A 25027-nucleotide genomic window follows, 5' to 3' on the forward strand; every position below is an offset into this window, starting at 1 on the left:
ACAGATCGCTCGTTTCGAAGTTCTAATCCTCAGCCCCCGCTGCAGTCATCGCATAGCGTGGAGTTGCAGCCATCGCCAGAGTTTTTTTGATTTCCGGTTGGGCGGCGCCTCAGGGGCCGGGCTATGCTCCCCGCTTTAGCGCGCCGCCGGCTTCGAGAGACCGAACCGCCTATCCTTGCGCGCGCAAAGCAGCGGCCAGTCGGATGGAATTGTGGACGAACCGGCCGATTCCATCGGTGGATGAGCCGAGATTCCTGCCATCGATGCCGATTCTCAAGCGTGTCTCCGGAAGCAGGTAGGACATTTCGGCGGCAACCGGACCGGAGGAATTATCGGCGGCGGCCGCCTATACTGACAATCTCAGACCTCGGCTCTGACGCCTAGCATCATCGCCAATGAGCGTTGCCCTATCCGTTCCCAACTGTTCTCTTCCACCCACTCCAATCGACGCTTGGCGATATTCTCGAGATTGGACCCTCTGGGATCGTCATAGAATTCACGTAAGGCGGTTGCAATACTCGAGGGGGCGAAGCCGTTCAACCCGATAGTTATCCCGCGAACCTCATCGAACAGGTGTGCAGGGGATGTGGCTACAAACGCGCAGGCAGCCAAAGCGGTCCTGACAGCGGCGCTGGAAGATTCTGGATTATCCAAGTAGGGAAGTACGACCAAGTCGCACTCCGAAAGCATTTGCTCAACCTTCGCTTCTTCAAGGTAATCCGGGTACAGCTCTACTTGATCTTCAAGACCCATGGTTCTTATCATTTTCTTGCAATTTTCAAGTTCCTCCTCCGAATTGGAATCCGTGCGAACAGCATTCAGCAGACACAGCCTGAATTGTTCGCCATCGTGTCGGGCCGCGATAAATTTCGCAAACCCCTCGATTAATGCCCTCACATTCTTGTGTTGGTACAAGAAGCCAAAGGATCCGATCCGCCTGGTCAATCTCTCTGCAGGGCGGGTGTTGCCGCGATATGGAATGCCCTGCGGCATGACTGTCACGTTGTGACCCAGCCCGCATTGACCCAAATTGTTGAGGTCAGTCACTGTATGCACGATGACTCGATCAAAAAGCCTCAGGGTCTCTACAACAGTGCTCCGTCGCGCAGAATCAAATTGTAGAATTGGCCGCGAAGTATGCAGCGTGATGAAAACAACCCTCCCTAAGGCTTTAAGCTCCTTGACAGTTAATAGTAGCTCTCTATCAATCTCGTAAAAGGCAAAATGATGTTGAAACCAAATAACTTCTTTCCATAATTTGATATCCGCGCTGGAAAATTCAGATCTTTGGGCGTTTTTTAACCATTCTCTTGTCACTCTCACATCCTCGTCCGATGTAGAGGAATGGGTTTCCCCAACTTTATTTTTTGGGCCGACAATTGAAACATCTTTAAGATGTAAAGCGCCGATCAAACGATCCGAGTAATCTGCGATCCCGCATGGCTCACGCCAAGTCGATACCACCGTCAAACCAAGCGGTCGCTTAAAACCGTCCTCTATCTCCTCAATTCTGTTAATTGCGCCTAAAAAATGCTTGGCTGCATCGTCCGAAGCATAAAGCTGGCTCACCCGGTCGAACAGCAGTTGCGCCCGTCGCTGCGAGCGGCTTCCTCCCGCGCCAAGATCGCTGATCAGGTCGTCGAGTATAGAGGCTAATGCCTTTTGGTCAGGTTCAACCCAAAATGATGCACTGCTGGATAAGTGCGACGAGGAGGGAACGAAGTGAAAGGGAATCCGCCAGCTGTTCTCATCGGATAGAAAATCCGCTTGTCCACCGAAACCGGTTGCAACCACAGGAAGATAACGAAGTCCCGCTTCGATGGCCGGCAAATTCAAACCTTCGCCCCTAGATGGCAGGACTATCGCATCTGATTGATCGTAAAGTTCCTGCATTTGCAGAGTCGTATAATCATCAAAAATGACGCGAATATTATTTCGGAATTCGGGAGCCACGATGTCTAGAATGAGCTGATCGACATTATTATGCTCGTTGGGAAATGTTTTTATAGTCAAGCGAATGTCATGATTTCTCGAAACGATGTCGAACGCTGACAGAAGAAGATCGACACCTTTCCTGGGAAAGCAGGAAGAGATGTGTAGAAGATTGATTACCCCTGACACCCGAGGGGATTTCGGTTCTGCGGCCGGAATATCCACGACGGGCGGTGGCGCCAATACGATTGGCCTACGACAGCCGTTGTCCTGCAGCGTTTTCATTACGAAGCGAGACGGAGCGACAACGGCGTCGTAGCCATTCAGCTTTTCGATTGTTCCGAACGGGATTGACGATTCCTCCCAGAAAAACATGATATAGGCGCGCTTGTCGTCAGCCGAGCGGTCCAGCACCGGAAAATGATGAACAAGGGTAATATAGGATTCGTCGGCAAACCCATCCTGCATCATGCGCGTGAGAGCCGCCGTCGATGTATCGTTGGGGGTCGAAATAGCGTCCTCACGTCGTCCATGAAATGGGACGATATTGATCCGTGCCAGCCCAAGCGAATACATCTTCTCAGCCAAATTGCGGTTGATATAGGCGAGGCTGTATGTTCCGTTGAAATGGCCAATAAATTTTATGGATCGTTCAGTTAAATTTTCGATCCCTTTGGCCGTCACATCGGGAAAGTCAATCAGGAAGCCTTTTTCCAAAAGTGTTAGATATGCTTCGGTCAAAGGAGGGTAGGACGATACGCGCGCTAGATAGCGGTGGAGGATCGGAAAACACCTAATTGACCTGTCAAGATGATGCCACAAGCGCGGGTGAGTTTTTAATATATTTTTACTCTTATACAAAATTCTCTTTGCCGACGATCGAGATTGACGTTGCACTCTTTGGAGAGCCTCCGTGACCATCCAGGAGAGGTTAATATTTGACAACCTGCTCTTTATTTCCTGCAAGTTCGAATGTATCACATGATTCATTTCCATCTGTTCAATTATAAATTTCTCCACCGCGATGTCTTTTAGCGCATGGTCACGCCTGTTCTCCTCTAGTGCATGTTCAACACCTTTAAAACGAGCATGAACCGCATCGGCTTCTTCCGCCAATTGCATGAGACGTCGCATGTCAGCGGGTCCTTGCTGCGGAATAGATGCGCAATACGATTCAAATTTCAATTTTCTGGCTGTATCTAGGCCCGACTGTTTCAACGCAACCAGCGCATAATCGGGCCCCAAGCTAAACAGTGTGTTTATCAACGATTGGATAGGGCCAAAATTTTCGGCGGCTGGTTTGCCGTTGAGTCTAAGAATCCTGTTCGCCCTGAAGCCAGCAAGCTCGGCGTAGTAGACCATTAACGGTGGCGGTATCGGCCTAACATGGGTTGGATCCATGTGGAACGCCCAAGTTGCGACAGCGAGATTCTCTGGGTTTGGCGTCTCAACAATGATAATCCCACCGGGTTTCAGTATTCTATTAATCTGCTCAAGCAACTCCATGATATATTCGCTTTGGAGATGCTCAATCAGATGAAAGGCTGTAACGACATCGTAGCTCTCATTCTTCGTGTTTCTGACAAATTCGAGAGCATCCGCGTTAATTGATACAAAGTTTTTGCTTTCAGCCTCCGCGATCATCGTGGGATTGTTCTCGACCCCAGTGCACAGCCATCCCCTACCTTTCAAAAGATTGCACCATTCTCCTCTTCCGGAGCCGAGATCAAGCGCAGTTGGATCGGCATCGCTCTCGGAATGAATGACGTCCAAGAGCGGCAGATACACGGAAAATGTGTGTAGGATGGATTCCCGGTCTCCTCTGAATCGCTCCTCAAAATTGCGATACTGGTTCATGATGCTGGCTGCCATCTAAGTTCTCCAGAAAAGGGCGGCGACCACCCTTTAATAGTCACTATAAATCAACTGAATTTGGCTGATCGCGCAGCCTGATAGGCCAGAATGAATGGGCGGTCTTGTCTGACGACACCGGCAGAAACTCGATGCTCCGATTCACGCGGCCACTCGCGACCGCGACTATGACGCGTTCGAGTTTGTTCATGCAATATTTCCTCGGATGACGAACCGCGCGTGTCGGCTTGCGCAGCATGCGCCGCCGCCTGTCCCGCTCGCTCTTCCGTCTGCCCGGCCCGCGTCTCGGCACCGACGATCCTGTTGAGGTGCTCCGCGTCGGTTGCGCAAACAAAGTCGTCAAATATGTTCGGTGGCGCCGCGAATGCCGGCGCCAATTCGTCCCAGAATTCTGCGGCAATGTAGAAGCGGTTCAAACCGTCGAACCACACGAACCGGTAGTTCGCAGCGAGAAGTAGCGGTTCCCACTTCAGGTGGTTTTGCTCCTGCGAATTCGGCTTCGTCGCCTCAACCAGGACGATCCAAGGTCGATGGCTCGTCCAATCAGATCCGGCCAGAACATCACGTTCTGCCCCTTCAACGTCGATTTTCAGGAAATGGATATCTGCGGGAGCATACTCGGCGCAGATAGAAGCCAGTGTCCGCGACGGAACCTCGTGCTCCCGGATCTCGTATCCGGCCAAACGATGCTGTTCGGCGATGACCCGGTCCATCGTCGACATGCCAGTGCCGACCACCTCAAAGAAAGGCACGTTCCCCGCACTGGCGCCGGCTGCGATACCCAAAGTTACATCGCGTGGGCGCGCGCCCACGATGCGCGCCACATAAGGTGGATTGGCCTCGATATTGATCCCACACCAGCCATGATCGCTAAAGGCCCGCGTAACAGAGTATTCGTCCGGGTGCGCGGCGCCTACCTCAATCCAGAACCCTTGTGGAATATGCTTGAGCGCTCGCCAAAGCATAACATCTTCAAAATTCTGAGCGTATGAAATGAAGGTCAAAGGAAGTACCGTTGTGTCCAAATCTCGATTGGGGCCGAGTTCGGCCTATTGTCAAGCGCTGTCTCTCGGATCTCTAAGCCAGCGGCACGAATATTGAGTCTGACGAGCCGAATCGGTTTTTCTTCTTTAGCATGCCGCATCATCCGTTCGCGCCGCTGGCTGGCCTTCAGGCTACACAAACATACGGGCCTGCGATTGGCATCGTCTACAACCTCGTTGCATTTATTCTTATTTCAAACGACGGACTCAACCGAAATAGGCTGTCAGAACCTCATGGGTGGGGCCATCCATGCGCACACGGCCATGTTCCATCCACAGGATGCGGTTGCAATTCTTTTGAAGCAGCTCGCGCGAATGGCTGGCAAGGACCAGTATCTTGGTCGTCTCGACGATCTCGCGCAGCCGCCTGTCGGCCTTGTGCTTGAAGTCCTCGTCGCCCGTCGAAAGCCATTCGTCCATGACCAGGATTTCCGGCCGGATCGCCGTCGATGTCGAGAACGCCAGGCGTAGCTGCATGCCCGACGAATAGGTCCGGAACGGCATGTCCAGAAAATCGCCCAGTCCGGTGAATTCGGCGATGCCATCGAATTGCTCGCGCAATTCGTTCGGCCGCATGCCCATCATCGCCGCCCGCAGCCTGATGTTCTCGCGGCCCGTCGCTTCCGGGTCGATCCCCAGCGAGATGTTGATAAGCGATACGCATTCACCGTGGATTGTGGCCGAGCCGCTCGTCGGCCTGTAGATGCCCGACAGCACGCGCAGCAGTGTCGTCTTGCCGGAGCCGTTGTGACCGACAAGGCCGATCCGATCCCCCTCGTTCACGCAAAAGCTCACATCCTCCAGTCCGCGCACGATGACATGGCCATCGACCCGACGGTCGATCGCGCCGCCCGTGGCGACACTCAGCACCCTGTTCTTGAGCGAGCGGCTTGCCGCGTTGAAGACCGGGAATTCGACCGAGACGCCGGCCAATATGATGGAAGCCATAGCAGGGATCATAGCCAATAGGGGATGCGGTGACGATACCGGCCGAACAGCAACAGGGCGACCGTCCAGCCAACGATCGCAAACACGATGCAGGCCATCCAGCTCGTTGCGGACGGGAGTTCGCCCAGCAGCGGGTCGCGCACGACGCTGATGAAGTGGTAGAAGGGATTGAGGTCCAGCAGCATCTGCGAAATGCCCTCGGGCAGCGTTCGGGCCATCCACATCACCGGGGTCAGGTACATGATGACCTGCAGGAGATTCTGCATCACCTGCGTCATGTCGCGGTAGCGTGCGCACAGCACACCCAAAATGAGCATGATCCAGAGCAGGTTGAGCGACAAAATGACAAAGCCGGGCAGCGCAAGCAAAACGTGCCATGTCGGCATGCGCGCGACGGCCAGCAGGACGAGCGGGTAGATGAGAATGTTGTGGCCCAGAATGATGGCGTTGCGGTACTGCACGCGCAACACATGGGTGAACAGCGGCATGCGCACCTGAAGGATGATGCCCTCGGCCCCGATAAAGGCCATGCATCCCTCGTTGATCGACGACGAAATGTAGCCCCAGAAGATCAGGCTGACGCAAATGTAGGGGAGAAACTCCTGCATCGGCGTGCGAAAGAGGGTGCCAAAGACGAATCCGAGCGCGCCGATCAGCACGCCCATATTGATGGTCAGCCAAAACGCCCCGACCCGCGAGCGCCGGTAGCGCTGGGCCACGTCCTGCCAACTGAACGTCGTCGCCAGATGGTGTTTCTTCAGCGCGGCTCTTATGTCGGCGAAGGCCTCTGCGAGGACGCCCGTTTTAGTCGGCAGCATATGTCTCGATCATGTGTTCTGCCCAAGCCCGGCTGTGCGATACATTATTGCCCCGGCGACATCAAGTTGATGAACCGCCTTTATCAAACTCATCGAGCAAAGCACGAGCCACAACAAAATCTCACGACGCAGGCCTTCTAATGAGATCCGTTGGGACTACGAACGGCCGCCGCATCGTCTCATCATGTCGGCACTATTCCCGGCACACGAGCATGCGCTCGTCGCAGGCGATGTTGCAATGGAGTTCGACTCTGCTATTCGGAAGGGAGCGCCGGGCTCATGAAAAGTCGGGATCAACGCCCAAACCTGATATCGCGGCGAAATGCTTGCCGCCGCCGCATACAGTTCAGTGTACCCAGATCGTAGATGAAAATCGGAATCGACGCACGCAACCTTGTGCCTGGCCTCACGGGTATCGGCAGATACGTCGTCGAGATGACGCGGGCGCTGGTCGCGGCCGGACACCGACCAATTCTCTATCTGCCCGAGTCGCCGGCCAACGGCCTTGGTGAGCTCGTTGGAGCCGACATGCGTGTCGCGGCTTTCCCGGGCGCTGCCGCTCGCATGATCTGGTCGCAAACGGCGCTGCCACGCGCAGCGGCCAACGACGCGGTCGATGTCTTTGGGGGCCGGCGCACCGGCTTCCCTTCCGTTTGCCGGCGCCGATGCCGCGGGTGGTCACAATTCATGACCTGGTTTGGGCCTATGCGCCCGAAACCATGCGTTGGCAGACATGGGGGGCGGAGCGTGCCTTTGTGGGCGCAGCAGTGCGCCGGGCTGATGCAATCGTCGTGGACTCGAATTCAACGGAGGGGGCGCTCCGGGAGAGGTACCCTAGCCTGGAAGCTCCAGTGACAACGATCTATCCCGGCTACACCCGCCTTGTGCCGGGCGACATTGCCGCCGTGCGCACGCGTTTTGGAATCGACCGGCCCTATCTGCTGTTTGTAGGGACCCTTGAGCCGCGCAAGAATCTCATTCGCCTTTTGCAGGCCTGGGCCAGCCTCGGCCCGCAGGTCCGTTCCGGACATCTGCTGGTTATCGCTGGTGGGCAGGGTTGGCACCTCGGCGATCTCCGATCTCGCCTGGCGGATCTCGGCATTTCCGACCAAGTGCGGCTCACCGGGTACCTGGATGACACCGATCTGGCATCGCTCTATGCTGGAGCTCGGGTGCTTACGATGCCGTCGCTCTATGAAGGGTTCGGCTTGCCCATTCTGGAGGCAAACGGTTTTGGGGTACCGGTTCTGACCTCCAACGTCTCTTCAATGCCTGAAGTTGCCGGCGAAGGTGCCTTGCTGGTCGATCCGCTGTCAGTCCGCGATCTCACCGCAAAGCTGCATCAACTGCTTACCGACGATCGCGACCTTGCACGACGAGCCGCGATCGCCAAGGCCAATGCGGCGCGTTTCGACTGGCATCTCAGCGCAAGGCGTTTGATCGCGGTTTTCGATCAAGCCATTGCCAAGCGGAAAAGCCACTGACATGCGCGTCCTCCACTTTTTCAAGACGTACTGGCCTGACACGTTCGGTGGCATGGAACGAGCAATCCATGCAATCGCCTGTGGAACGTCGAAACTGGGCGTTGAGCCAACGGTGCTTTCACTCAGCCGCAAGCCGCAGGAGAACAGCGTCTTCTTCGACGGGCATTGGGCCTACAAGGCACAGCTCGATCTGGAGATCGCTTCGACGGGTTTTTCGCTCGGCGCCTTCAAGCGCTTCGGCGAACTGGCGGCGCAAGCCGACGTTATTCACTATCACTTCCCCTGGCCCTTCATGGACCTGGTTCATTTCGGCATGCGGGTGCGAAAGCCAACCGTGGTCACCTATCAGTCCGACATAGTCAAGCAGAGCACGCTGCTGCAGGTCTATCGTCCGCTGATGCATCTCTTCCTCAACAGCGTTGACCGCATTGTCGTGGCCTCGCCCAATTATCTGGAAACGAGCGCTGTCCTGCGAGGACGGCGTGCCAAGACAATCGTCATTCCGAACGGCCTGGATGTGAATGATTATCCGGCCCCCTCCGAAGCACGGCTGCAACAATGGCGTGCGCGGTTTCCCGGCAAATTTTTCCTGTTCACCGGTGTACTGCGTTACTACAAGGGCCTGCATGTCTTGATCGAGGTGGCGCGCCTGAGCGGCTACCCGGTCGTTATCGTCGGCTCAGGTCCGATGGAGCAAGCCCTACGCGGGCAAGCTGAAGCAAACGGGCTGCCGAATGTGCATTTTGTCGGTGCGCTGGAAGAAGAGGACAAGATCGCGCTTCTGACCCTGTGCAGCGGTGTCGTTTTCCCGTCCCATCTGCGCTCGGAAGCTTTTGGGTTGTCTCTTGTCGAGGCAGCGATGTTCGGCAAACCCATGATCTCATGCGAGATCGGCACTGGCACAAGTTTCATCAACCTGGACAAGGTGACGGGATTGGTCGTCCCACCCGCCGATGCGCCGGCCTTGGCCGCAGCCATGGCTCAGATATGGAAGGACCCGGACATGGCGAACCGCTTCGGGGAAAATGCAGTAGAGCGATATGAGAACCTGTTCACGTCCGAGAAAATGGCCATCTCCTATACGAAGCTCTACCAGGATCTCGTTCGGAATATCTAATATTTCCTCGGTGACAACAAATAAATCTTATGTCGCCGCGCCTTTTACGTCACGCGACTATAGCGATAACCAAGATTCCCCTCGGCCCTTATATTAATCAGAACTAAATATCGAATCGATTTCCGTGCGGCCTCATCCCACAGGCGCGATATCCCAGGCCCTTTTCGCTTGTCATTTTCCGTTTGCAGCGAGTAGGTAGTGGGCTACGACTGCGCTGGGTGCGGCATGGACAACTGCGAAATTGTATTCGATTTGAGATGCCTGCAAGACCCTTCCTACAAGGATCGCGGCGTCGGCAAGCTGTCGGCGAATCTGGTCAGGGCTGTCGGCCACCTTCGCGAAAGGGTTGGGGTGTCGACTTCTCGGGCTAATCGATCCCGCCTTGCCGCCGCTCGAGGACCGTTTCCTTCATCTCGTCGATCGGGTTCGCAGCAACGCCTATCTGAGTGTCAAAGGATGTTCGACGGTGTTCTTCGAACTGTCCCCCATGACCCATGATCCGTTCTTCGTGGGTCGCATCGTGAACGACCCCGATATTCTCAAGCTCGCGATTGTCTACGACTTCATCCCGCTCATGAAGCCGGAACGTTACCTGCCAACGGCTTCCAATCGCCTCGACTATCACACCCAGCTCATTTGGCTTTCCCGCTACGATCATTTCTTCCCCATATCGCAGCATACATCCGACGAGCTGCAACGCCTTCTCGGCGTAGACCCGTTGCGCATTACCAAGACCGGAGCGCCGATAGACAGCGCCTTCGAGCGCGCCGACGCATCCGGGCGGCGGGAAAGATTTTCCGAGCGCTATGTTCTTGCCTGCGGCGGAGCCGAGCCTCGAAAGAATGTCGAGTGCCCCATCGTCGCTCATGCCGGAAGCGCCGTGATGCAAGACGCCGGCATCCGGCTCGTGGTCACGGGGAACTACCCGCCGGTTTGGCAGGCAATCCTGCGCGATTTGTACACCGGCAATGGCGGCAGGCCCGAGCTTCTCGTCTTCCCTGGTTTTGTCGACGAAGATGAACTCGTTTCGATCTACCGCGGCGCGCTTTGCACAATCGTTGCAACGCACATGGAAGGGTTCTCGATTCCGGTCGTCGAGGCAATGGCGGCCGGCTCACCGGTAATCGTGTCTGCCATCCCGGCTCACAAGGAACTGATCGGGCGCGACGATTTGATGTTTTCTCCGGATAGCGCGGAGGAACTCAGAAGAAGCTCGAAGCGATTGCCGTCGATCCGGCGGGGCGCACCGAGATCGTCCAGGATCAGTCGACACGGTGGCAGCGGTTTCGGGCCGACAAGATCGCTGGTGAATTCTGGTCGACGGTGGGCGATTTGGTTACGCGTCGTCAGCCGAAGCCCACCGGCATCCTCAGAGGCGCACGACCGCAAATTGCGTTCCTCAGTCCGATGCCGCCCGACCAGTCCGGGGTTGCGGACTATTCCGCCGCAACAATCAGGGAACTCGGCAAACTGGCCGATGTCCACGTATTCTCAAAACATGCGCCTGCGACCACACCGGACGGCGCAGCGTCGGCGCAGCAGATCACCGCCCTTCCCTGCCTGTCTTCGGGCTTTGATCGCGTGGTTGGGGTGGTAGGGAACTCACATTTTCATCTGGAAGTGTTCCAGCTGCTTGAGCGCTATGGCGGCGCTTGCATCGAGCACGACAATCGCCTCCTCGGGTTCTATGCAGGGCTCTTCGGGCGGTCGCGCACCTGCGCCGTTGCGGAACGCGAGCTCGGGCGATCTGTAGCCGAGGACGAAATCATTTCTTGGCTGCAGGATGAGTCAAGGCTGCTGGCAACGTTCCTCGGGGAAATCGCCGAATGGGCTTCGCCGATGTTCGTCCACTCGCGGGTGACGGCCCGGATTGTTCAAGAGCGTTTTTCCAAGACGGCGGTCTACCTACCTTTTTCCATCTATCGGCAATGGGAGAATGATCCGACCGATCAAAGGTTGAAATCGGCAGCCAGACAGAGTCTCGGCATCGCCGCAAAAGAATTCGCAATCGTCTCTCTTGGTTTTGTTCACTCCACGAAAGCGGTCGAAGAGTGCATTTGGGCTGTTGACCTCATGCGAAGCTGGAACATTCCGGTAAAATTATATTTTGTTGGCGAGCTTGCAGGAGATGAAGGGCCTTTCAAGGATATGGTCTCCCAGCTCGGCTTGACAGATCATGTAGTGTTTTCATCGAGCTTTATCCGTGAGACGCAATATCGAGACTATTTGCTGGCAGCCGACGCAGCGGTTCAGTTGAGAACCCATCGCTTCGGAGGCTTGTCCGGCGCACTGCTCGACTGCATCACCGTTGGGCTGCCCACCGTTGCAAACGAGGACTTGGCGCTGGCAATGGAGGGGCCGACCTATGTCTCTACCGTGCCGGATCACCCGAGCCCGGTTCTCATCGCGGAAGCGCTGGCCGGGATCAGCCAGGCAGGCGTCAATCGGTCTCAATTCGATGAGGAGCGGCGACGCTACTGCGAAGTTCATAGTTTCAAAAACTACGCGCAGCAGCTGTGCGAGGGGCTTGGATTCTGAGACTGTCGCCAATTGCCGAAGACCGTAAGAGAAGAGCATTGTCACCAGCCCCAATCTTTGCCGATCTGACCGAGTTGACGAGCCATCCGTTGCGCACGGGAATCCAGCGGGTGGAACGCGAGATTTTGCGCCGCTGGAGCGGGCCGCGGCCGCTGGTCCTGTGTCGGTTCGACGCGGAGAAATTGGCCTTCTGCGCGCTCCCGGACGCGGTGGCGGAAATACTCACCGGCGACGGCAAGCACTCCGTGGAGGATGAACAGAACGACTTCTGCCACATCTCCAGAAGGGCACGCCGATTTCCACGACCGACCTCAAAGCCGGCCTGCACAACCCCGAGGTGTTCTTCGACCTGCAACGCGCCGAAGCATACCGGGCCTTGTGCCGTGAGGGCACCGCCTCGGTCAGTTGGCTGGTGTACGATTTCCTACCCTATCTTCATCCGCAGGACTGGGAGCCGCGCACGACAGGGCGACTGATGCACTATGTGCGTGCGCTTCGCGACGTACCGCGCGCAGCGTTTATCAGTGAACAGACCCGCCACGAGTACGTAAATCGCGTCATACGAAAGGCTGGCCGCGCAGGTCCCGCGATCCCGCTCGGAGGCGATGGCATTGCGATGCCCCGGCAGAGGTTCGACGCCAAAAAGCGGATGTTCACATATGTTGGGACGATCGAGCCCAGGAAAAACGTTGCCGATATTCTCGAGGCCTTCGAACTGCTTTGGCAGCAGGAAGTCGACGTCGAATTGACCATCATTGGTCGGATAGAATGCCGATCGACACGCGAGCCTGGGATACTGGAACGCCTCAAGGCCGAACCGCGGTTCAGATATCTGGGTCACGCTAGCGATGATGCGATCCGGCAAACCCTGCAAAAAACCAGAGCAACCCTGTTTGTCAGTTCACTCGAGGGCTTCGGCATTCCGCCCTATGAAAGCCTGGCAAGCGGCATTCCGGTCATTGCATCCGCGAACCTGCCAAGCCTCGACGTGTTGCCGCCAGGCGGCCGCGTCGTCCTCGACGAGATAAGCCCCGAGGCGATTGCGAGCGCGGTGCGTCAACTGCTTGATGATCCGTTCGCGGAAAGGCTTTGGGGTGAGGTGACGAGACTGCGAATACCGACTTGGGACGGGTTTGTGCAGACACTCGCATCGTGGCTGCACGACGCAGGCTAGACTACCGTTCTCGCGGCGGGTTTGACGCGATCGTCAGGGCGAGCGCTTCCAGGCTCCTCACGAGTTGAGCCTGCTCCTGCCGCAACGCCTGAATCTCATTCGAGCGCGCGTGATGAAGGGTCTCGTGTGAGCGATCGAGGCGTTCGTAGACGGGCTGCAACAGAAATGTTCTGAACCGCCACATGACCGGACGCACGAAAGGCCTGAAAAGGACCTTGTAGACACCGAGAGCCCCCTTCTTCACGGCTGAGCGCAGGCGACCTGGAGCAGGGCTGGAGGGCGGCTCATAGCTGGCTGGTGAAACCATGGAACTCTCCGCAGGAGTGATAGCAGCCGCGTTATCACGACCGACAGTATGATGAAACCGGCGTAAAAGCCGCGCCAATGGCAGAACGCTCCCGAGGGCGCGCGGCCCCCCCTCATCGCGAAGCTCAAGGACGATACGATCGTAACGCGCGGCAAGAGAGGTCGCGGAAGCGAGTGAATGACGTTCCTGCTCCAGCTGCCTGGACAGGGTGGCAATATGGGCCGCCAGGCGCCTGCCGTCCTCCTCCGCCCGCTCGCGTTCTTGCTCCAGTTGCTTGGACAGGGCTGCCGCGTGGGCCGTCAGGCGCATGCCCTCGGTCCCCGCCTGCTGCTGTTCTTGCTCCAGCTGCGCGGACAGGGCTGCCGCTTGGGCTAACAGGCGCTTGCGTTCGGCCTCCGCCAGCTTTTGTTCCCGCGCCAGGCGTTTGGACAGAGCCGTTGCGTGGACTGTCAGACGCTGGCTTTCAGCCTCCGCCCGTTCAATTGCCGCCGTGAGCTCAGCCGATCGTTCTTGAATGTCCGCGCTCTTTTGGCGTTGAGCTTCGCATTCCGCGGAAAATTGATCCCGCTGCGCAATGATCTCACTGCGTTCGGCCGTCAGTCGCTTGACAGCCACGCCTGAATGCCATTGTTCGAATGTCAAATGGCCGTCGAGAACGTTTACCGGCACCTGGAAGTGGCGGAGCAGCTCTTTGCTCTCGGCCCTCACATAAAAGACATTGATGCCGTCGAAATACGCACGCAGGAAACCGTTTGCGAGCAGAACAGGCTCCCAATTCTGATTGACGAGTTCGTTCGACCATGGGGCAGTCGCTTCAATCACCAGCACCAGCGGTCGAATCAAGCTCCAGTCTGTCGCTCGAATGATGGCAGCTTCCGACCCTTCCGCATCGATCTTGAGAAAGTTGATCTCTTGTCCAATGGCATGCTGGGCGACGAGACTGTCCAGCGTCACAGCCCGGACGCGAAGCATCTCCCCTTCGCCGTCCGCCGTGACCGGCCCCTCGGCCACTTTGGACATACCGGGATCGGATTGATTCTCGAAGAAATCAACTTCACCCTCCCGATCCGTGACCACGGCCCTTACATTTGTGTCGCGCGGCCGTTCCCGCGCCAGCTCGTCGAAAACCGCTCCTGGTTCGACGTTTATGCCGGACCACCCGCGATCGTAGAAGGTTTTGGTGACGGACCCTATGGTTGGGTGATATGCACCGATGTCGATATAGAAACCCGTCGCGGCATCCTTGAAAACGCGCTCGAGCAAAACGTCTTCACAATTTTGGGCGTAGCTGATCATAATGGGCGCTGCCGGTGGGGGCGTTGCGTCGGCGCCCATGGTTTTTCCTTAGATCTCATTTCGAATCGAAAAAGCTCCACTGATCCCGCAACTTCGCTGTCTAACTTAGCTGAAGCCGTTTGACATTAGTGGGAAACTCTCAACCGAGGTAGGTCGGCAGCCCCCATTGGACCGTCCATCGGCACGCCACGGCTGCGATGGACGGCAGTGACTCCGCACAGCTCCAGCACGGCTCTTGGTCGGATCAATCTGGCCAGATTTTTCATTTCAATTCACCTGTTGGGATTGCATCGTCCGCGCACCCCTTTGACGATCCGTGCGGTCGCCTCCGCCTTGCGCTTTGCTGGTCGCATGCTGCCGTGTCCGAAAATTGTCGAACTGCTTGCTGAAAACGGGACATCCGCTAAAACCCCGCCAATGGATCAGGACATCTCTCCCATGCGCGGTTTCGCGATCTGCACGGCTCCATGGTCGGGCAGCAATTTCCTGTCGTAGCGCTGATAAGTTATAGAGTTGGCGCCATGCGCCGTGGACTGCCCGAGCGGACAGTTCGTCGTAAGGAGCCAGCCGATCCATGACCTTCGAACAGCCGCTGACGGTGCTGATCGCCAACATTTATCTGACAGGCCGGTCGGGAACCGAGATCGTCACCCGGGAGGTCGCCTTTGCCCTCTTGCGCGCCGGGCACAGACCGATCGTCTATGCACCTGGGCTGGGACCGATCGCGGAAGAGATCCAGGCTCGCGGCATACCTGTCACCGACGACATCTCGACCATCGCCGCAGACATCGACATCATCCACGGCAACCACACCCAGGTTACCGCGATCGCCACGGCGCGTTTCCCGAATGCCCCGGCACTCTACTTCGCACACGATTTCGTCGCCTGGCACAGTGCCCCACCGCTTCTCGCCAATGTCTGCAGATACGTGGCCGTCGACGACACGGTTGCCGAACGGCTGCAGTTTGAAGCCGGCATTCCCGCCGACCGTATCGTCACGCTGCTCAATGCCGTCGACACCGACCGTTTCGCGCCTGGGCCGCCGCTGCCGGAGCGTCCGCGCCGAGCTCTGGCGTTCGCCAAGAACACGCAGCATTTGCAAGCTGTGCGCGCCGCCTGCGCGGAGCGCGGCATCGCGCTGGACGTGATAGGAGCCTCCATCGGCAGCATCGTCAGCGAACCTGAAACCCTGCTGCCGCAATACGACCTCGTCTTCGCGTCGGCGCTAAGCGCCCTTGAAGCCATGGCATGCGGACGCGCTGTCATCGTTTGCGACGGCCGCGGCCTTGCCGGAATGGCTCGTTCCGAAACTTGGGATGGATGGCGGCGGCGCAACTTCGGATTGCGCGTGCTGCAACGGCGCCTGTCGACCGAGGCAATCGCAGCCGAGATCGACCGCTACGATGCGGTCGACGCAGCGAAAATCTCGGAAAGAACCCGCCAAGAGGCAAGCATGTCAGAATGGTTGAACGCTTGCCTGTCGCTCTATGGCGAAGCAATCAGCCAACACCGCGCCGCACCTGCGGACAAGCACGAATTGAACCTTTCGCTGGCGCGTCATATGCAAACCTGGCTGCCGAAGCCTGGACCGATATGGCCGTGGATGACGGAGCGTGAGGATCTGCTGGGGCAACTGGCTCGCGTGCAGGCCGAGTTGGAACTGGCCGAACTGGCACAGGCCAAGCTGGAGCAGGCCGAGCCGGAGCCAACCGAGCCGGAGCAGGCTGGGCTGGAACCGGTCGAGGCGAACAAAGTGGTATCATGCGCCCAGGCCGACGACCCCGAAAGATTTGTGCGCCTGACGGGATTCTCCGCGGTTGAACACTGGGGAGTCTGGACTGACGGCGACCTAGCGACAGTCGAATTCAAAATCTCCTCCGCGGCTGCGCCAACCTCGTTAAGACTGGGTCTGGTGCCGTTTCTTCATGAGAACCATCCGGAAGTCGTCGCTGAGCTTTTCATCAACGGAATGTGGATTGAACGACGGGTGTTCAGATCGACCGCCCCCGATGCGCCGCTTTTCCGTCAGCAAGACTGGCAGGTAGCCTTGCCATCCGAAGCTGCGCTGAACCGGAGCCTCACCGTTGGCCTGCGGATTGAGAATCCGGCAAGCCCACAGCAGGTGGGTCTGTCGGGCGATCGACGGCGGCTTGGACTGGGGCTGTGCCTGATCGAACTTGGCCAATGAGGTCCTGACCTTCGACCAGGATGCCCATCCGGGATTCAAGCCGCCAGTTGCCTGGCCAGCGGCTCGACGTGTTCCTTGAAGCGAAGCACCGTCTTGTAGTAGCCGCTTTTCACGCGCTCCGTGCCCCAACGCTCATAGGCTGGCGGCTGCTCGGAACATTCTGAAATGTCCAGATGGTAGTCGACCGGTGTGAGGCGTTCCACACTGAAGCTGGTAAGGCCGTGCGCCGCGCGCAGGCGGTCGGCCTCCTCGGTCAATTCCGGATAATTGTCGACGGCCCTGAGCTTGCGGTCGAATGCCCCGGCGTCGAGATAAAGCTCTATTCCCTCTCGTGTGGCGGTTTGGCGCTTCAATGCGACCGCCTCGAGCGGAAATTCGAGATTGGGCTGATCGCGACCACTTCGGTCGCGCAACCGCGCCAGCGCCGCATTGACGAGCAGCCGGCAGACGTCATGCCCCGGATTGAACCCCTCGACCGCGTCGGCGGCGACATAGTCGATCGCCTCTCCGGCGAGAATCGTGGCTATTTCGTCAACCAGCGCCCTGAATGTCTCCGCTTCGCCGGCCAGAATGGCCCGGTAGAGATCCCGATCCGCCATCCTGCCAAAGAACCTTGCCGCGGGACGCGCGCCGGCGCCGGCCAACACTTCGGCCGTACGGTCGAGCCGGCCGGCATCGAGATGACCCGAGCCGTCTGTCAGCACCAGGACCAGAGGCTTGCTGGTTTCCATCCAGTGATGGACCCGCAATTCATGCCCCGGATGGGCAACGATCAATGCAGCTTTTTTGCCGTGCCACCAGCTCTGCTCGTTGCTAACCACGAGTGCGCCCCGAGGCTGTGGGATGCATCATCGCAAGGCCTGGATTCGGATTGACGCAAGTTTCCTGCGGTGGGCTCGAGGCGGCGGTAACGGCGGATGCATCCCGTGCAGGCATTGCCTCGATTTTCATTGTTTCTCCGTACACTTCATCAGAATCGTACGAGTTCCAATGACCACATGACTATGGATTGCTATTGTCTGCCTTAGTGGAGATCGTTCTACCTCCATTCGAAAAACTATCAACCGAAATAGGCTGTCAGAACCTCATTGGTGGGGCCGTCCATGCGCACGCGACCATGTTCCATCCACAGGATGCGGTTGCAATTCTTTTGAAGCAGCTCGCGTGAGTGGCTGGCAAGCACCAGTATCTTGGTCGTCTCGACGATCTCGCGCAGCCGCCTGTCGGCTTTGTGCTTGAAGTCCTCGTCGCCGGTCGAAAGCCATTCGTCCATGACCAGGATTTCCGGCCGGATCGCCGTCGATGTCGAGAACGCCAGGCGTAGCTGCATGCCCGACGAATAGGTCCGGAACGGCATGTCCAGAAAATCGCCCAGTCCGGTGAATTCGGCGATGCCATCGAATTGCTCGCGCAATTCGTTCGGCGGCATGCCCATCATCGCCGCGCGCAGCCTGATGTTCTCGCGGCCCGTCGCTTCCGGGTCGATCCCCAGCGAGATGTTGATAAGCGATACGCATTCACCGTGGATTGTGGCCGAGCCGCTCGTTGGCCTGTAGATGCCCGACAGCACGCGCAGCAGCGTCGTCTTGCCGGAGCCGTTGTGGCCGACGAGGCCGATCCGGTCCCCCTCGTTCACGCAAAAGCTCACATCCTCCAGTCCGCGCACGATGACATGGCCATCGACCCGACGGTCGATCGCGCCGCCCGTGGCGACGCTCAGCACCCTGTTCTTGAGAGAGCGGCTTGCCGCGTTGAAGACCGGGAATTCGACCGAGACGCCGGCCAGTATGATGGAAGCCATAGCAGGGATCATAGCCAATAGGGGATGCGGTGACGATAACGGCCGAACAGCAACAGGGCGACCGTCCAGCCAACGATCGCAAACACGATGCAGGCCATCCAGCTCGTTGCGGACGGGAGCTCGCCCAACAGCGGGTCGCGCACGACACTGAGGAGGTGGTAGAAGGGATTGAGTTCCAGCAACAACCTTGAAATGCCCTCGGGCAGCGTTCGCGTCATCCACATCACCGGCGTCAGGTACATCACGACCTGCAGGAGATTCTGCATCACCTGCGTCATGTCGCGGTAGCGTGCGCACAGCACACCCAAAATAAGCATGATCCAGAGCAGGTTGAGCGACAAAATGACAAAGCCGGGCAGCGCAAGCAAAACGTGCCATGTCGGCATGCGCGCGACGGCCAGCAGGACGAGCGGGTAGATGAGAATGTTGTGGCCCAGAATGATGGCGTTGCGGTACTGCACGCGCAACACATGGGTGAACAGCGGCATGCGCACCTGAAGGATGATGCCCTCGGCCCCGATAAAGGCCATGCATCCCTCGTTGATCGACGACGAAATGTAGCCCCAGAAGATCAAGCTGACGCAAATGTAGGGGAGAAACTCCTGCATCGGCGTGCGAAAGAGCGTGCCAAAGACGAAGCCGAGCGCACCGATCAGCACGCCCATATTGATGGTCAGCCAAAACGCGCCGACCCGCGAGCGCCGGTAGCGCTGGGCCACGTCCTGCCAACTGAACGTCGTCGCCAGATGGTGTTTCTTCAGCGCGGCTCTTATGTCGGCGAACGCCTCTGCGAGGACGCCTGTCTTAGTCGGCAGCATATGTCGAGATGTCCCGATCGTGTGTTCTGCCCAGGCCCGGCTGTGTGCGAAAGGTTCGATACATTATTGCCCTAGCGACATCAAGTTACGGTCTAATCGTATGAGATCGCCGTTCTTGTCTAACCAGGGGGCTAAACGCTTGTGGATATCGGCCAAAACATCAGGCTTCGTAATGAACTGGTTGCGGTCTGAAATATGTCGACGATGGAAAAAAGTCTCTTTATCATAGTAAGTCCACCCGCAATCGACGACCTGGCGCTTCCTGCTCTCGATTTCCTTCAGGAGATGCGAAACACGGCGTTTGCTCAAATTGTGGCAATCCTTAGCCCATTCCAACAGGCTGTAGTCCGAACAAACATAACGACCGACTTTCCATGTGGAGAGAAGCCTTCGACTCTCAATCTCGTCCATACTGAGGATGAGTGAGTGCGCCGCTATGCGTTCATAGAGGCGCATCCACGGCAGCATCACCGTATCGACCACGTGCGCAGGTTCTCCTCCGAACGTGTTTAGCCACGAGAGAACCGCGCTTTCCGGCTTTCGGATGGTGCAGATCGATTTTACGGAGCCGCTCCACAGCAAAGAGAGCAACTCATCGTCAGCGTCATGGGCCTTGTAGATAGCATGGGCAGTCTCATTCGACGTAAACTGCGCACGCCTGTCGGAAGTGACCAAAGCAACACTACCTCTCCGTGACAGGGCCCGCCTGACAACGTTGAAGGAGTAGGTGGATCCGCTGCGCGGCATTCCGGCGATGAAAATCAGCATTCTTTTCACGCAGTTTGACGGTTAGCCAAGTCGACCGATCCCACGAACCACAAGAAATAATGATTTCAACCTTCTGTCGTATTTCCACCTTCCAGAAACCGGCGATACCCTTGAAAACCCTGTCTATATTATCTCGATCTCGGGGAACGGAAAAATAAATCTACCGCCGTCGGCGAGATATTCGCGTTCACGACGCAGGATACCGTCCTTGAAATGCCAAGGCAGGACCAGAAAATAGTCCGGCTTCATCGCGCGCGCTTCGGCTTCAGAAATGATCGGTATGTGCGTCCCGGGGGTCATGCGGCCAAACTTTTCCGGATTGACTTCGGCGATGGCCGGGATCTCGGCTTGCGTGAAGTTGCAGAATTGCAGGACGACATTGCCCTTGGTCGAAGCGCCGTAGCCCAGCACCTTCTTGCCGTCGGCAACGAGTGTCCTGATAAGACGTGACAGGTCGTCCTTGTGCCGGAACACGCGCTCTTCGAAGTCGCGAAAAGGCCGCGGCGTGGACAGTCCCATACGGTCTTCCTGTTGCAGCAGCCAATCGATGACCGGCTGATCGGGTCTGAGGCTTGTGTTGCCCTTGTGCGTGGCCGTGACCGCGAAACTGCCACCGTTGATGTTGTTCATGACAACGTTGACGACCTTGAGGCCAGCCGCTTCCAGTATCTTCGCCACAACGCCGAGGGAATAGTACTCGACATGCTCGTGGCAAATCGTGTCATAGGAGTTGAGGCGAAGCATGGACGGCATGTAGCTTTGCTCGAAATGCCAGATGCCGTCTTCGGCAAGGACCTCGGCCACCTGACGCGCAAAGGCGATGGGATCCTCAAGATCGTAGAACATCGCAATGGATGTCACGATCTTGGCCCGCTTTTGTGAGATGCCCCGATATGCCTCGGCCGAAAAAAAGTCAGGCACCAGTTTCACATCGTCCGGATAATACTGCGCAAATTTCTTGCCCGTCGGATCAATGCCTATGCACGTCAATCCCGCGGTCGAATAGGCCTTGAGGGTCGTGCAATCATTGCTCCCGATGTCGAGAACGACGTCACCGCCGCGTGGCGAGGCGAGCCTCTCCAGGAAGCGAACCTTGTGCGTCAAATGATCGACCATCGACTGGTTGAGGCCCGAGCGATAGCCGTAATTGTCGCCGTACATTTCGCTCGGCTCATAGGAATGTTTCAGCTGCAGAAGTCCACTGGACGGAGACCAGACCAGCTCGAGCGGCCCTTTGGTCACGGGTTCAGACGCAGTTTTGGGAAACACTCCGGTGAGCGCCTGCTCGCCAAGATTGAGCACGGTGACGAGATCCTTGTCCTTACCGACACGGCAGGTCTCGATGGCGTGATACCTTACCTCGTTCATGAATTCTGACCCTCAATTGGTTGGTGAAAGGGTATTGATTCAAAGGCATTGACTGCAGTTCTCTACGCTTGGGCCACCCGTGCGCGGCAATCCTTCAGAACCGCGGCAAGGGCCTCTTCGAAGGGATGCTCAGGCACCCAGCCAAGACGCGTTCGGGCGCGGGTCGCATCCCCCACAATGCATGGCAGATCACTCGGTCGCAGCCGCAGCGGATCTTGTTCGGTGACGATCTTGACACTGCTTCGCGCCAAGAGCTGGTCCAAAATATCTCCATCCGCCACGAGATGCCCGAAGCAACATTGAAGATGGTGTTTGGCACGAGACCGTCGCTGTTCAAGGCGACGCGCGCATAAGCACTGGAGACGTCTCGCGCATCCAGGAAATCACGGTGCGCGTCAAGATTGCCGACGCGAATGACCGGCGGGGCCAAACCGGCTTCAATCCGTGCGATCTGCATGGCGAAGGCAGGTACGGCAAATGCCTCGGTTTGCCCTGGTCCCGTGTGATTGAAGGGGCGCAGACGAATGCATTTAAGGCCGTCACGGGAAAGCGCACCCAAAGCGAGGTCGGCCGCGGCCTTGGTCACGGCATAGTCGTCCATCGGCGCAAGCAGCGCATTTTCGTCAAGCGGCTGGCCAGCCTTTGCGCTCTCGCCATAGACCAGGCCCGACCCGACATAGATCAACCAACATCCCGGTGCCTCGTCAAGAATGGCGTGGGCCACGTTGAGCGTGCCCTGGACGTGGATGCGCCATGTGTTTTCAGGGTCAGCCTGGGCGGCGCCAAGCGCGGCGACGGCCGCCAAATGGATAACGTGTGTCGGCTTGTGACGAGCAATAGCCTCGTGAACAGCAACCTTGTCCGTCACGTCGAGCGCCAGGATTTGACCGAGCACGGGATGCGGTCCTGCGTCCTTGGAGGTCGCAATAACCGTCAAATCGCGACCGCAGATGCTGTGCAACGCTTCATGGACATAGGGACCGACAAAGCCCCGTGCGCCGGTGATCAAAACTCGCATGCCGACCTCGCTAACCGCACCTCAAAGGTGTTGGTCACGTCTTACACGCTCAAGATCGGCTTCGACCATCTCAATGACGAGCTCCTTGAGGCTCGTCTTTGCCTTCCAGCCCAACTTCTCTTTGGCCTTGGTCGGATTGCCATGCAGAACTTCGACTTCCGCAGGCCGCAGGAAGCGTTCGTCGATGGAAACGTGATCCTCCATATTGAGACCGGCATGTTCGAAGGCGAGCTTGCAGAAGTCCCGAACCGACACGGTCTTGCCCGTCGCGACCACATAGTCGCTTGCCGTGTCTTGCTGCACCATCAGCCACATGGCTTCCACATAGTCGCGCGCGTGACCCCAGTCGCGCTTGGCGTCCAAATTGCCGAGCGCCAGCTTGTCCTGCAGCCCAAGCTTAATACGCGCGACAGCGTCGGTGATCTTGCGGGTGACGAATTCGATGCCGCGCAGGGGCGATTCATGATTGAAGAGAATGCCGCTCGACGCGTGGAGCCCAAAGCTCTCGCGATAGTTGACCGTCATCCAATGCGCATAGAGCTTGGCCGCGGCATAGGGAGAGCGCGGATAAAACGGGGTCTTTTCCGACTGGATCGGTTCCTGGATCAGCCCAAACATTTCCGAAGAGGATGCCTGGTAGAAACGGGTTTCGGGACACGTTATCCGCACCGCTTCCAGCACATTGGCTGCGCCAATGCCTGTCACGTTGCCCGTCAAAAGTGGTTGTTGCCAAGACGATTTGACGAAAGATTGGGCGGCAAGATTGTAGACTTCGGCCGGACGAACGTCCTGGAGCACCCGGATAAGGCCGGAGAGATCCGTCAGATTGCCGTCGTGAAGCACGATCTTGTCGGCGACACCAAGCCATTTCAGCCGTGAACCGACCACATCGGCCGAAGCACTACGCCGCAAAAGGCCGTGGACCTCGTATCCCTTCTCAAGCAGGAACTTCGAGAGATAGGCTCCATCCTGCCCGGTCACGCCGGTGATAAACGCTGTTTTGGAATTCATGGTGAACCTGTCTCTACCTTCTTGATCGCTATTTCAGGAATGCAAACCGTCTGCCCAAAAACGCAAAAACGTACCCAATTCGCAGATGTGCCCGATGGGTTGTCTTCGGGTCACGCGCGGCCATAGACATCATCAAACCGCACGATATCGTCTTCGCCAAGATATTCCCCGCTCTGCACTTCGATCATGACGAGCGGAAGAATGCCGGGATTTTCGAGGCGGTGCTTGTGGCCGCAGGGGATATAGGTGGACTGGTTGGTCGCCAGCAGGATTTCACTCTGGCCGTTGACGACCTTCGCAGTCCCGCTCACCACCACCCAGTGCTCGGAGCGGTGATGATGCGCCTGAAGGCTGAGCCGCGCGTTCGGCTTTACCTCGATGCGCTTGATCTTGAAGCGCGGCCCTTCCTCCAGGACCGTGTAGGTGCCCCATGGGCGATGCACGGTGCGATGCACGGTTGCCGCCTCATGCCCCTCCGTCTTGAGGCGATTGTAGAGATCCTTGACTTCCTGCGCCTTGTCCTTGTGGGCAATTAGAAGCGCATCCGGCGTGTCGACGATCAACAGATCCGAGACGCCGACAAGACCCACAAGCCGGTCTTCGCTGTGCACGTAACAGTTCGTCACATCATGGAGCATCGTTTCGCCGGTGGTGCGGTTGCCGCTGTCGTCGGCTGGAACAAGCTTCGACAGAACGTTCCATGAGCCGATATCGGACCAATCGAAGTTGCAGGGCACGAAACCTACGTTCTTCGCTTTCTCCATGACCGCATAGTCGATGGAAACAGCAGGGACGGCCGCGAAGGCATCCCTGTCTATCTCAACAGTGGTGCGGTCCGCGGCATCGCTTGTCCTGGCCTTCTCGAGCGCCGTGCGCGCATTGGAGAGCACATCCGGACACAGTTCATGCATCGCGGCGATCATCGAGCGGGCCGCAAAACAGAACATGCCCGAGTTCCAGAAGAAACGACCGCTGGCGATAAATTGGGCCGCTCGTTCCGCATTCGGCTTTTCCACGAACCGAAGGACCGTATCGCCCTCGGCCTCGATATAGCCAAACCCGGTTTCAGGGCTCTCGGCCTTCATGCCGAACGTCACGATCCGTCCCGTGGCCGCGATCGCCGCCGCCTTCGCCACGGCCGCACCAAAGCCGGCTTCGTCCAGGATCAGGTGATCCGCGGGCAGCACAACCAGAACCGCGTCCGGATCGTCGCGCGCGACCTGCAACGCGGCGAGCGCGACCGCGGCTGCCGTGTCACGACCGAAAGGCTCCAGCAGGAACGTGTTCTTTACGTCTGGCGCCACCACCTCCGCATATTCGTCCGCCGTCAGGAACAGCAGATCGCGGTTGGTGACCGTCACAATTTGATCGACGCCTGCAAGTCCGGCCGCGCGGGCGTACGTCCTGCGAATGAGGGTTCCTCCCCCCGGCAAGGGAATAAAGGGTTTTGGGTGCAACGCACGAGAAATAGGCCAGAGGCGGGAACCGACACCGCCACTTATGATGACAGGAACGATATTGGTCAA

The 25027-nt window shown here is 57.7% G+C and carries 19 protein-coding genes and 1 pseudogene; 7 read left to right on the plus strand and 13 right to left on the minus strand.

The window, feature by feature from the left end; translation table 11 throughout:
- Positions 1-360: 360 nt before the first annotated feature.
- The 4 genes from AC0V8S_RS29835 to AC0V8S_RS29850 all read right to left on the minus strand — a co-directional run bounded on the left by AC0V8S_RS29835 (position 361) and on the right by AC0V8S_RS29850 (position 6613).
- Positions 361-3804: a glycosyltransferase gene (locus AC0V8S_RS29835; protein WP_475435029.1), complete on the minus strand. Its 3444-nt coding sequence runs from the start codon at positions 3802-3804 to the stop codon at positions 361-363.
- A 50-nt stretch (positions 3805-3854) separates the two neighbouring features.
- Positions 3855-4808 carry an FkbM family methyltransferase gene (locus AC0V8S_RS29840; protein WP_475435031.1) on the minus strand — a complete coding sequence of 318 codons (954 nt, stop codon included), beginning with the start codon at positions 4806-4808 and terminating at the stop codon, positions 3855-3857.
- Between the two features lie 246 nt (positions 4809-5054).
- On the minus strand, positions 5055-5795 hold the full coding sequence (locus AC0V8S_RS29845; RefSeq protein ID WP_475435033.1) for an ABC transporter ATP-binding protein: 741 nt from the start codon (positions 5793-5795) through the stop codon (positions 5055-5057).
- Between the two features lie 8 nt (positions 5796-5803).
- On the minus strand, positions 5804-6613 hold the full coding sequence (locus AC0V8S_RS29850; protein ID WP_475435035.1) for an ABC transporter permease: 810 nt from the start codon (positions 6611-6613) through the stop codon (positions 5804-5806).
- A 665-nt stretch (positions 6614-7278) separates the two neighbouring features.
- On the opposite strand from AC0V8S_RS29850, the gene AC0V8S_RS29855 reads away from it, so the two are divergent.
- The 5 genes and pseudogenes from AC0V8S_RS29855 to AC0V8S_RS29875 all read left to right on the plus strand — a co-directional run bounded on the left by AC0V8S_RS29855 (position 7279) and on the right by AC0V8S_RS29875 (position 12926).
- Positions 7279-8097, plus strand: coding sequence for a glycosyltransferase family 4 protein (locus AC0V8S_RS29855; RefSeq protein ID WP_475435037.1), 819 nt, complete (start codon positions 7279-7281; stop codon positions 8095-8097).
- 1 nt (position 8098) lies between these two features.
- Entirely contained in the window at positions 8099-9214 is a 1116-nt protein-coding gene (locus AC0V8S_RS29860; RefSeq protein ID WP_475435038.1) for a glycosyltransferase, read from the plus strand.
- 574 nt (positions 9215-9788) lie between these two features.
- A pseudogene (locus tag AC0V8S_RS29865) lies at positions 9789-10379 on the plus strand (glycosyltransferase); the annotation flags it as partial.
- Between the two features lie 158 nt (positions 10380-10537).
- The gene (locus tag AC0V8S_RS29870; protein ID WP_475435039.1) at positions 10538-11752 is read left to right on the plus strand and encodes a glycosyltransferase; all 1215 of its coding nucleotides are present in this window, start codon (positions 10538-10540) and stop codon (positions 11750-11752) included.
- A gap of 337 nt (positions 11753-12089) precedes the next feature.
- The gene (locus AC0V8S_RS29875) at positions 12090-12926 is read left to right on the plus strand and encodes a glycosyltransferase (protein WP_475435041.1); all 837 of its coding nucleotides are present in this window, start codon (positions 12090-12092) and stop codon (positions 12924-12926) included.
- Position 12927: 1 nt separating this feature from the next.
- Here AC0V8S_RS29875 and AC0V8S_RS29880 read toward each other — a convergent pair whose 3' ends face one another.
- The gene (locus AC0V8S_RS29880; RefSeq protein ID WP_475435042.1) at positions 12928-14568 is read right to left on the minus strand and encodes an FkbM family methyltransferase; all 1641 of its coding nucleotides are present in this window, start codon (positions 14566-14568) and stop codon (positions 12928-12930) included.
- Positions 14569-14736: 168 nt separating this feature from the next.
- On the opposite strand from AC0V8S_RS29880, the gene AC0V8S_RS29885 reads away from it, so the two are divergent.
- Positions 14737-15024 carry a hypothetical protein gene (locus AC0V8S_RS29885; protein ID WP_475435044.1) on the plus strand — a complete coding sequence of 96 codons (288 nt, stop codon included), beginning with the start codon at positions 14737-14739 and terminating at the stop codon, positions 15022-15024.
- A 79-nt stretch (positions 15025-15103) separates the two neighbouring features.
- The gene (locus tag AC0V8S_RS29890) at positions 15104-16717 is read left to right on the plus strand and encodes a glycosyltransferase (protein WP_475435046.1); all 1614 of its coding nucleotides are present in this window, start codon (positions 15104-15106) and stop codon (positions 16715-16717) included.
- A 35-nt stretch (positions 16718-16752) separates the two neighbouring features.
- On the opposite strand, the gene AC0V8S_RS29895 is transcribed toward AC0V8S_RS29890, so the two are convergent.
- From AC0V8S_RS29895 to AC0V8S_RS29930, 8 genes are all read right to left on the minus strand, one after another.
- Positions 16753-17538: a hypothetical protein gene (locus tag AC0V8S_RS29895; RefSeq protein ID WP_475435048.1), complete on the minus strand. Its 786-nt coding sequence runs from the start codon at positions 17536-17538 to the stop codon at positions 16753-16755.
- Positions 17539-17777: 239 nt separating this feature from the next.
- A complete protein-coding gene (locus tag AC0V8S_RS29900) occupies positions 17778-18518 on the minus strand; it encodes an ABC transporter ATP-binding protein (RefSeq protein WP_475435050.1) in 741 nt (246 codons plus the stop codon).
- A gap of 8 nt (positions 18519-18526) precedes the next feature.
- Positions 18527-19336 (minus strand): ABC transporter permease, encoded by an 810-nt coding sequence (locus AC0V8S_RS29905; RefSeq protein WP_475435051.1) that lies wholly within the window; start codon positions 19334-19336, stop codon positions 18527-18529.
- A 63-nt stretch (positions 19337-19399) separates the two neighbouring features.
- A complete protein-coding gene (locus tag AC0V8S_RS29910; protein WP_475435053.1) occupies positions 19400-20104 on the minus strand; it encodes a hypothetical protein in 705 nt (234 codons plus the stop codon).
- Between the two features lie 123 nt (positions 20105-20227).
- A complete protein-coding gene (locus AC0V8S_RS29915; protein WP_475435055.1) occupies positions 20228-21472 on the minus strand; it encodes a class I SAM-dependent methyltransferase in 1245 nt (414 codons plus the stop codon).
- 94 nt (positions 21473-21566) lie between these two features.
- Complete coding sequence (locus AC0V8S_RS29920; RefSeq protein WP_475435056.1) at positions 21567-22490, minus strand: NAD-dependent epimerase/dehydratase family protein; 924 nt, start codon at positions 22488-22490, stop codon at positions 21567-21569.
- A gap of 21 nt (positions 22491-22511) precedes the next feature.
- A complete protein-coding gene (gmd, locus tag AC0V8S_RS29925) occupies positions 22512-23501 on the minus strand; it encodes a GDP-mannose 4,6-dehydratase (protein ID WP_475435057.1) in 990 nt (329 codons plus the stop codon).
- A 110-nt stretch (positions 23502-23611) separates the two neighbouring features.
- On the minus strand, positions 23612-25027 hold the full coding sequence (locus AC0V8S_RS29930; RefSeq protein ID WP_475435058.1) for a mannose-1-phosphate guanylyltransferase/mannose-6-phosphate isomerase: 1416 nt from the start codon (positions 25025-25027) through the stop codon (positions 23612-23614).

This window comes from Mesorhizobium oxytropidicola (genome assembly GCF_056174625.1).